The sequence below is a fragment of the Galbibacter kalidii genome (genome assembly GCF_026241135.1).
Taxonomy (GTDB): domain Bacteria; phylum Bacteroidota; class Bacteroidia; order Flavobacteriales; family Flavobacteriaceae; genus Galbibacter.
This window is the reverse complement of record NZ_JAPFGA010000039.1, coordinates 1-8766: the sequence shown is the minus strand read 5'-3', so window position 1 is coordinate 8766 and position 8766 is coordinate 1. Positions and strand designations below refer to the sequence as shown.

Genomic DNA, 8766 nt, shown 5'->3' with positions numbered 1-8766 from the left:
AAATCAGTTCCTGACGATCTATGAAAAAAGGGTCAGACTCTAATTAAGAATCCAACCCTCGATATTTTTACTTACACACTTTTTGGGATAGTGTCTTACACATTACCCCATTAATCCGCTCACTAGGTGGGTCTCCTTTTATATTAGAAGTATAATGATAACAGTTATCCTCTATTTTTATAACTTCTACTATAACACCTCCAACACTATTAACTTTCTTTTGAAAATCATTTAAAAGCATTTTATCTTCATCATATAGCAATATGTAACGACAATCGCTTAACCATTTTATTTTAGAATATCTTTTCACTCCTTCGCTATCAATTTCTGTTTGAAGTGTATCGTTCCTTATAATTCTATACGATGTAGTCCCTTCTGTTGTATCGTTTGGAATAATAAAACCTCCTTGCTTAAACCCAGTGCAATCCAAATTTTGAGAGCAAGAAGTAAGGCCAGCTAATAGAAAAATTAACACTAATACTTTATTCATCCTTTATCACTATTTTTATTTTGCTTCCTTCTGGTAAATTATAAACCCCATTATGCACATAATTTTCTGCTAACGGGGTTTTATTGATTTATGATCCCTCGTTAAAGGTGTTTCTAATTATTCTGTTTTATCTAATATTTTTTGGGGTACTTTGTTTGGGTCAACTCTGATTTCTGATTTAAAATTTTCTAAAGGGGTGTTGCTGATTTTTTTAACCAAAGAATAGTTTTCATCTAAAAACATTTCCCAATCGTGTCCATCATCACCAGATTGACTTGAACTAAAGACAAATAACCCTTCATTGTTCAAGCCTTTATAGCAATTAATAGTTTTGTGATAAAATGGATGAAAAAAAGCCCAACAAGAGTCTTTCTTTTTAGTTGTAAAAACAACACCGCTTATTGTTGGTGAGGCTTTTTTTCCCTTTAGTATCATAATATCATCATCTCTATTTAGATAATAGGCATTTTCTCCATCGCTTGGCAGAACATTTCCATTTTCGTCAAAACGGACAACATTTACCATTATGGTATCTCCTGTAAACACATACTTCCTATGGGTGTAATTTTTATTGTTATTGTTTTTATAACTTATCTCATAGTAATAGCCTTCTACAATTCTTCCCCTATTATCCTTGTCGGTTTTACACGAAAAAAAAGAAACAAGAATCAATAGAACCCAAAAACTAATACCCCTTCCTTTCAGATTTTTTAAGTTTAAATTTTGCATGATTATAATTCTTCGCTCTTTCATTGTCTATGTGCTTTTGTACTTCTCTTGGGTTAAATATGCTTTTTAATTGATTTATGAATGTGTAATATTTTTGCGCCTTTTTAGTTTTATAGTACATCGATAAGTGGTCTCTTGCCCCACTAGGATTCCCTTCTTGATGCTTATCAATAATTGTTTGTGCACCTTCCGAATCGTTAGCTTCAAAAGCTTTGATATAATCATCTACATATTGTGAAAGATGTAGAAATGCTTCGTGACCTATAGTTTCAGGAATGTTTATTTCACTATTCTCAATATTGTAGTTAACCCTTAAAAAAAAGTCCACATAATTATTGGTTTTACCTTCTTGCATTGGTCCAAAAGCACTTTGATTAATTGGAGGTGGTGTACCACCTTCATTTCCTGTCTCTAATTCTCCAAAATTCAAATTATGATTTGCATAATCACCTGTCGCACCAAATTCAACAGACCCAATCTTATCCCCTTTATTTGCAAATTTTGAGAAAAAAGCAAATCCAGATTCTGTCTTAGCAAATGCTTCCAAGCCTTTTTGGGTCTTCTCATCCAATTGGTCATAAGTAACTTGTTTCCAGGTTCCACCAAGAGTTAATTCATCATCTCTTTCCCATTGCCAAAATAAGATGTCCTCACCAGTAGGGTCAACAAAAGATATGGGATTATTGGCAAAGAAACTATATGGCGAAACAGAAAAATAACTTTCGGCGTGAGGACCCATTGTAGGTGTTCTAACAATATCGGGCATATAGTGACGAGCTCCAAAATCATAAGTGTTTATATCAAGGCTCTCATCAAACTCCTTACCATTGTACTTCCAACGTTGCGCCACATCATTTCCAAGCGAGGATATACTTGGTCCATACCCCATATGTTTCAGCCCAAATGGATAATAATTGCTCTCTTCTATAACCTCATCGGTAGTCACATTACCGTTGTTATCGGCATCCATATAACTCAACCTTACATTGCCCAAGTGGTCCTTATATTGATAGACATAATCATAGCCTCCACTACCACTCGGGGTCACATAGCCCTCAGCATGGTTAAAGAACTGTAATTGGTTGTTCTCATAAATGTAATTCCCGGCATATTCCGTTACCTTACCCGTGCTTATCGTTTTCTTTAACTTGACACCCGAAGCGTTGTAAATATAGTTAAATTCTTAGTTGTTTTTTACAAGATAAAACCACAACTTTTTTACAAATTGTGGCTTTGTTACTATTGTCACTCAAAGCTGGGAGTCCCTATGGGTATCGGGATTTCGAAACTATTTTTTAACATTCATACCCTGTTTTATCGTGGAAATCCTAGGTATGGTTACAATAAACAAACTACAAGCTATCTAAATCTACTTTCTCAGGGATTTCTCCGTTCTCATCATTTCCATAATACTTCACTACTGGGGGAGGAAACTCATTAATATCAATTGGTACTGGTGTAAATATAACTACTTTATCTATTCCAATTTTATGTAAATACGAAGCTATATATTCAACGAGTTTTTCGTTGAAATTATAATCTAACCTTGCTATTTTAATAGAACTTTTAAAATGATACCCCCCATTCTCATTCATTAATATTTCAATTTTATTCTCCGAATTATTTGAAAAATAAATTTTTTTATCTGTATTTATTAAAAAATAACGAATGTAGTTATTCTTTAATCCACTTATATATTTTAACCACTTTTTGTATTGTATAGTATCTTTTTCATTATATTTTTTTAGATAGATTTTCACATCTTCATTAAATACAATTTGGTTATTATTATGTATTCTTTGATTTGCTAAATAATTTTTACCCCCGATTACAATCAATACAATTGTTAAGACAATTATTGTAATGTATACCTTTAATTTCATAATATAAAACTCTATTATTTATATTGTTCCTCCCATTTTTTTATTGATTTTTCAAGGGAATCTCTCATATGCTGATATATTTCTTTCTCTTCATCAGTCACTTCCCCGTCTTTACTTGTTATTTCTATATATTTTCTTTCAACTTTACTATAAAGGCTATTTAAATCATACAATTCTTTTAGTTCGGGATTAGCTTCAAGTAATTTGTTTATTTCTTTTTCAATCTCATTTTCAAAAGCCTCTTCAAACTCAGTATGAGTTTTCTCATCTACAAAATTTATATAAATAGTTGTAAGATCCTTTCCAGTATTTAAATTAACAAAATATCCAGAAGTAAAAAAATTCGCCACCAATCTTTTTCCATTTTCACCTTTTTGTACAACTACATCTTTAATATCCATCAAAGATTTATATGATTTATGCTGATAAGTAATCTCGCTTGAAAAACTTTTCCCAAACACGTTTATATTTGCGTCAAATCTCGTTTCATTCCTTCCGCTTATTGCATTCCAAACTCCAGATTTATATCTATATTTTTCATTCCATGGTATTGAAGCTAAAGTTTCTTTGTTATCAATGAATGGGACATTAAATTTCTGTTTAATTTGGTTTATTCTTCGATTGGCAATAGCTATTGCAGCATTTTGAATAGCTTCAACTACAACTTTCAATATTACTGGGTCAGGTTCTTTACCATCGTAATCAATAAACAATACTGGATTATTAATACTATATACATATGGTGAATATGAAGGAAATTTATTTGCTAATGGGTCAAGGTTCATCCACCTACCCAATGCAGGATCGTAATTCCTTGCCCCAAAATCATAGGGTGTTGATATCAAGGCTCTCATCAAACTCCTTCCCGTTGTACTTCCAACGTTGGGCAACATCATTTCCAAGCGATGAAATCCCCGGACCATAACCCATGTGCTGTAAGCCAAAAGGATAATAATTGCTCTCTTCAACAATCTCATCGGTAGTCACACTACCGTTGTTATCGGCATCCATGTAACTCAACCTTACATTCCCCAAGTGCTCCTTCTTATTCTACTTTAAATACCCTATTCTGTTGTTTCACAGTATAAGTATCTTTTCTAGCTTTTATTAGTATGTTACTGCCATTACTTCGATTTAAAATGGTATCTATTTTAAGTTCTCTTGTATAATTCTCATCTAAATCAGGAGCAGTTTTCGCAGTAAAAACACCTTTTAAATAGATTTTATTATCCTTTATTGATAAATAACTCTTCATATCAATACCTAAAGACCTATCTGTTTTTATGGGCTGATTGACATAATAACTAGAACCATTAATACTCAAAGTGAGGTTTTCATCGTTGTATATTGAAGAAAAATTAATATTCATCAACTCTTTATCATTCTTTGATAACCTACTTGCAGAACAAGAAATCAAAATGATAGATAGAACTAAAAAAATACTATTTCTGTTTACCTTTATTAATTTGTCCATTTTCTATTTTATATATTATTGATGTTACTTGACCTCTTGTTACTTTATTGCCCGCTACAGGATTTCCTTTAGAGTTTCTCGTAGCTGATTGGTGCATTAAATTCTTTGGAAAATCATCTGCTGAATATCGTGTGTTATATATCTTATAAACATAATTTTCCGCACTAACTTGTTCAGCTGCAGCATGCTGTGGAGATCTAGCAACGCCCCTAAAATAATCTACTGCATAAGGCTCAAAATCTCTCAAACTACTATCATCTATATGTTTTAAACTTGCCGAATGACCAGTTTCGTGTGCTGCTGTTCTAGAAGTAAAATCATTTTCTAAATAAATTACATTTTGACCTAGAGGTGCAAACCCTTCTGGGTTAGTATTCGGATTAGTATGATTAGCTCCTGGTACTTTTGATATATCATCCACTAAACGATATACGTGGTCGGTTTTACTAATGTCAGATTCTGAATTTGCAATTCCAATATTACCAGTAAAGTTAACAGCAACTCCATTTCCTTCAATCTTTATATTAGAAAGACCTTTTAAAATCCTATCTCTTCTTCTTTCTAACTGTTTTTGATTTAATTTTCTACTAGAATTGTTTATTATTTTTCCTGTTACATTTATTGTTATTCCTGTTATTTCCCCATCTTCATCTCTAGTAATTGAAAAAGATATTTCCTTACCATTCGGGTCTGATAAGACCATAGGAGAATTAGCTACATAAACAAAAGGAGATTGACTGTAATACTTTTCCGCTAACGGGTCAATCACTGTCCATCTTGCAATCGCTGGGTCAAAATCCCTCCACCCAAAGTCATAAGTGTTTCTTCCGAGTTCTTTTTCCTCCTCTTTTCCTTGATACGTCTTGTAGTTGTTTTCAACGCCATTGACCACATTATTGTAGCCTTTGTGTTCAAGTCCAAAGGGATAATAATTGCTCTCTTCTATAACCTCAGCAGTCGTTACACTACCATTGTTATTGGCATCCATATAACTCAACCTTACATTCCCCAAGTGGTCCTTATACTGGTAGACATAATCATAGCCCCCACTACCGCTCGGGGTCACGTAGCCTTCTGCATGGCTGAAGAACTGTAATTGGTCGTTCTCATAAATGTAGTTACCGGCATATTCCGTTACCTTACCCGTGCTTACCGTTTTCTTTAACTTGACACCCGAAGCATCGTAAATATAGTTTCTGGTTGTTTTTTGCAAGATAAGACCACAACTCTTTTACAAGTTGTGGTCTTGGTCTTGTTACTGTTATTGTATAGGCACAAGCAAAAGATGCTTGCGCCAGCGAGGGGGCATTCTAAATTTTATTTGTCTATTGTATCTGTGACATATACAGTTTCATTAAAGTATACTTTCTTTTCTTGAATAATTATCCTAATACTATCATTCTCTAATGTATCTTTTACAATAGGATTGTATTCATAAAAAAAACCCATTAATTTTTTATATTTTTTGTCAAAGGCTTTTTTAGCAATTAATTCATTATTTTCCATATAAAAAGTATCTAAAATACTTTCATCTATATCATCATAGCCTGTGTAGGTGCTATCACTAATTACCAAATAAGTTTGAGCCTCCTTTATCTCAGGGATATATTTGATTTTTAGTTGATGAAGAGTTGAGTTATTGCTTATTTTACTTAGTTTAAAATTATAAAAATTGCTGCTATCCATCAGGATGCTATTATTACGATAATGCTTCCTTTGGTTTAGGATGCTATTACCTTCTATAATAACATATTCTATACTATCAGTTAACATTCCATTATCACTAAATAGCCTAAACCAACCTATTTCCTTAGGGGGATTAGTATTTAAAAAATTTCCTTTTATGGATGTTTTTCCATTTTTATAATAGTGGTAAGTATAAATTGTATCCTTTGTTCTAACTTCCAAAAATTCTAACTCTCCTGAGTCAAAAAATATTTTCGAGGTATCTTTAAGCTTCCCATTTTCATAATTCACAATTTTTTTTATGCTACCATTCTCGTAATACTCTTTTGAAATACCATCTTTAACAGTATCTTCTATTCTATATGAAACTTCATTTAAAAGACTACCTGTTTTGTAGTAATGTGATTCTACAAAATGTGTTTCTCGCTTGCATGAAAAGAATAATATCATTAAAAAAAAGCATCTTTTAGTCAAGTATGCTATTAACTCTTTCTTCTGTTTGTTTATTCTTATTTCTTTCAAACCCTCTAACATTTCTTACCTGATTTTTATTTATCGTTGTGTCTCGTGTATCATTTCCCCTTAAAACAACTGTTTCACCATTCTCATCTTTATAAACTTCTTTAACATAATAGGTAGTTACCTCAATTGTGGTGTCACTAGTTTCTGTAGCTTCAACAGTTTCTTGAGCCGCATCAAAAATTTTCATAGCACCCTTCCCATCATTTTTTCCATTACTTATAGCTCTTGAGAGTTTTTTTAATTTTTTTGTTCCTTTAAAAGTTCCGGCTGGAGCTGATGGTAAATCATCTGTATCTATTGAAGGTCCGCTACTATTACCATTGTCTTGTGTAGAGCCATCATGGGAGTTGTTGTCTCCATAAATAGTAAGCCCATCACCTGACATATTAATACGTTTACCTTCAATATTTCCTGAAAACAGGCTTACAAAACTGTTCCGCCCTTCCTCAATACTATCACCTATTTCGTTCACTTTAGATTTAAAAGCCCGTGCAATTCCATCACCGTTTATGGGAACCATTTCAAGACCTTCAAGCTCAACCCCCATTCCCATTTTATTCTCCTGAAAAGCATAGGTAGAATTATAAACATAATCCTCTGCTAATGGGTCAACTTGCCAGAACCTACCAATCGCAGGGTCGCTAACGCGGTATTTCCATTCGTGGGTGTTCAGTCCTAAATCTTCAGTAAATTCCTGTCCTTGATAGGTCTTCAGATTGTTCTTCACCCCGTACTTTCCGATATTATACCCTTTATGTTCAAGTCCAAAAGGATAATAATTCTGCTCCCTTCTTATTTCAGAAGTTCCTACGGCTCCATCCCTATTGTCATCCGCATAAGTAATCCTTGTATTCCCCCAAATATCCGTATAGCGGTATACATATTGCCAGCCACTACCAACTGGCTCTATATATCCTTCAGGTTGGGCAATCTGTTTCAAAGAACTGTTTTCATAAACATAATTCCCGGCATATTCCGTTACCTTACCTGTGCTTACCGTTTTCTTTAACTTGACTCCCGTCGCATCGTAAATATAAGAAATATTTCCACCGGTTATGGTAACGCTGGTTGGTAAATTCAAATGGTTGTACGTGATACCGTCCGTTGGTATCCCTTTGTTCAAGTCCTGGGTAAGGTTACCATTAATATCGTAACCATAATCGTTCCCTGATGTGTTCCCGTCCTTGAATTCCACTTCCGAGGTCACTCCCGTGACCTGATCGGATACTCCTAAAAGCTGGTTGCCGGTATCATAGGTATACGAGAGCTGATCTATTGCCCCAAAGTCTGTCGGGATACTCGGGTCTTGTGTCACAGGCACAGATCTTTAATGTAATAGATGCACTACTCCGAGACTATAAAGCTAAAAAAGCATATGCATAAAAAAACCACCCGAAGGTGGCTTTCTTAACTTTTATAATTGCTCGAAGTGAGGACACTTCGCGCAGCTGGGGGGTTTTAATTTATAACTTTTTTATTTCATGCCTTTTCCTTTGTGCACCTCTTAATTGACCGTACTACCTCTGTTATGCATAAAAACTTTTAAAAGGAAGAATAACGAGAATAAAGAAGTAATTTCAATTAATTTCATATTGTATATTATACTTCCTTTATAACCTATTCCATTGACCAAATGGTATAAAAATAATAACAAAAAGATTGAGTTAAGAAAAATAGCTATATATAAAGCCTTTCGTTTTAATTTAAGAATAAATAAATATGTAATAATGATAATAAATATCATTAACCACTTAATTACAATAAGATACTCAGGTTCATACGGAAACTGGAATACACCATCATAAATTTTTCTATTATTAAAGAAAAAGAAAATATCAATTATAAGAGAAATTAAATAAAAAATTCCTAATGAATAAATGATTTTTAGGTAGCATCTCATAAACTGTGTAAATAGAAAATATCGGGGGTCATGACCCCCGATATTTTTTTATTAATTTTAAATTTTACACAGTATGAAGAAA

General features: G+C 33.2%; 10 protein-coding genes. All 10 read right to left on the bottom strand.

What is annotated here, in order from left to right; genetic code table 11:
* Window positions 1–67 precede the first annotated feature (67 nt).
* The 10 genes from OOZ15_RS19550 to OOZ15_RS19505 all read right to left on the bottom strand — a co-directional run bounded on the left by OOZ15_RS19550 (window position 68) and on the right by OOZ15_RS19505 (window position 8099).
* Window positions 68–490 carry a hypothetical protein gene (locus tag OOZ15_RS19550; protein ID WP_265958131.1) on the bottom strand — a complete coding sequence of 141 codons (423 nt, stop codon included), beginning with the start codon at window positions 488–490 and terminating at the stop codon, window positions 68–70.
* A gap of 117 nt (window positions 491–607) precedes the next feature.
* Entirely contained in the window at window positions 608–1219 is a 612-nt protein-coding gene (locus OOZ15_RS19545; RefSeq protein WP_265958130.1) for a hypothetical protein, read from the bottom strand.
* Window positions 1176–2189: an RHS repeat domain-containing protein gene (locus tag OOZ15_RS19540; protein WP_265958129.1), complete on the bottom strand. Its 1014-nt coding sequence runs from the start codon at window positions 2187–2189 to the stop codon at window positions 1176–1178. The genes OOZ15_RS19545 and OOZ15_RS19540 overlap by 44 nt, the downstream gene beginning before the upstream one ends.
* A gap of 382 nt (window positions 2190–2571) precedes the next feature.
* Complete coding sequence (locus tag OOZ15_RS19535; RefSeq protein WP_265958128.1) at window positions 2572–3102, bottom strand: hypothetical protein; 531 nt, start codon at window positions 3100–3102, stop codon at window positions 2572–2574.
* Between the two features lie 14 nt (window positions 3103–3116).
* The gene (locus tag OOZ15_RS19530) at window positions 3117–3956 is read right to left on the bottom strand and encodes an RHS repeat domain-containing protein (protein ID WP_265958127.1); all 840 of its coding nucleotides are present in this window, start codon (window positions 3954–3956) and stop codon (window positions 3117–3119) included.
* A complete protein-coding gene (locus OOZ15_RS19525) occupies window positions 3928–4137 on the bottom strand; it encodes a hypothetical protein (protein WP_265958126.1) in 210 nt (69 codons plus the stop codon). The genes OOZ15_RS19530 and OOZ15_RS19525 overlap by 29 nt, the downstream gene beginning before the upstream one ends.
* A gap of 10 nt (window positions 4138–4147) precedes the next feature.
* Complete coding sequence (locus OOZ15_RS19520; protein WP_265958125.1) at window positions 4148–4576, bottom strand: hypothetical protein; 429 nt, start codon at window positions 4574–4576, stop codon at window positions 4148–4150.
* Window positions 4545–5789 carry an RHS repeat domain-containing protein gene (locus OOZ15_RS19515; protein WP_265958124.1) on the bottom strand — a complete coding sequence of 415 codons (1245 nt, stop codon included), beginning with the start codon at window positions 5787–5789 and terminating at the stop codon, window positions 4545–4547. The genes OOZ15_RS19520 and OOZ15_RS19515 overlap by 32 nt, the downstream gene beginning before the upstream one ends.
* Before the next feature lie 104 nt (window positions 5790–5893).
* On the bottom strand, window positions 5894–6712 hold the full coding sequence (locus OOZ15_RS19510) for a toxin-antitoxin system YwqK family antitoxin (RefSeq protein ID WP_265958123.1): 819 nt from the start codon (window positions 6710–6712) through the stop codon (window positions 5894–5896).
* 16 nt (window positions 6713–6728) lie between these two features.
* A complete protein-coding gene (locus OOZ15_RS19505; protein WP_265958122.1) occupies window positions 6729–8099 on the bottom strand; it encodes an RHS repeat domain-containing protein in 1371 nt (456 codons plus the stop codon).
* Window positions 8100–8766 lie beyond the last annotated feature (667 nt).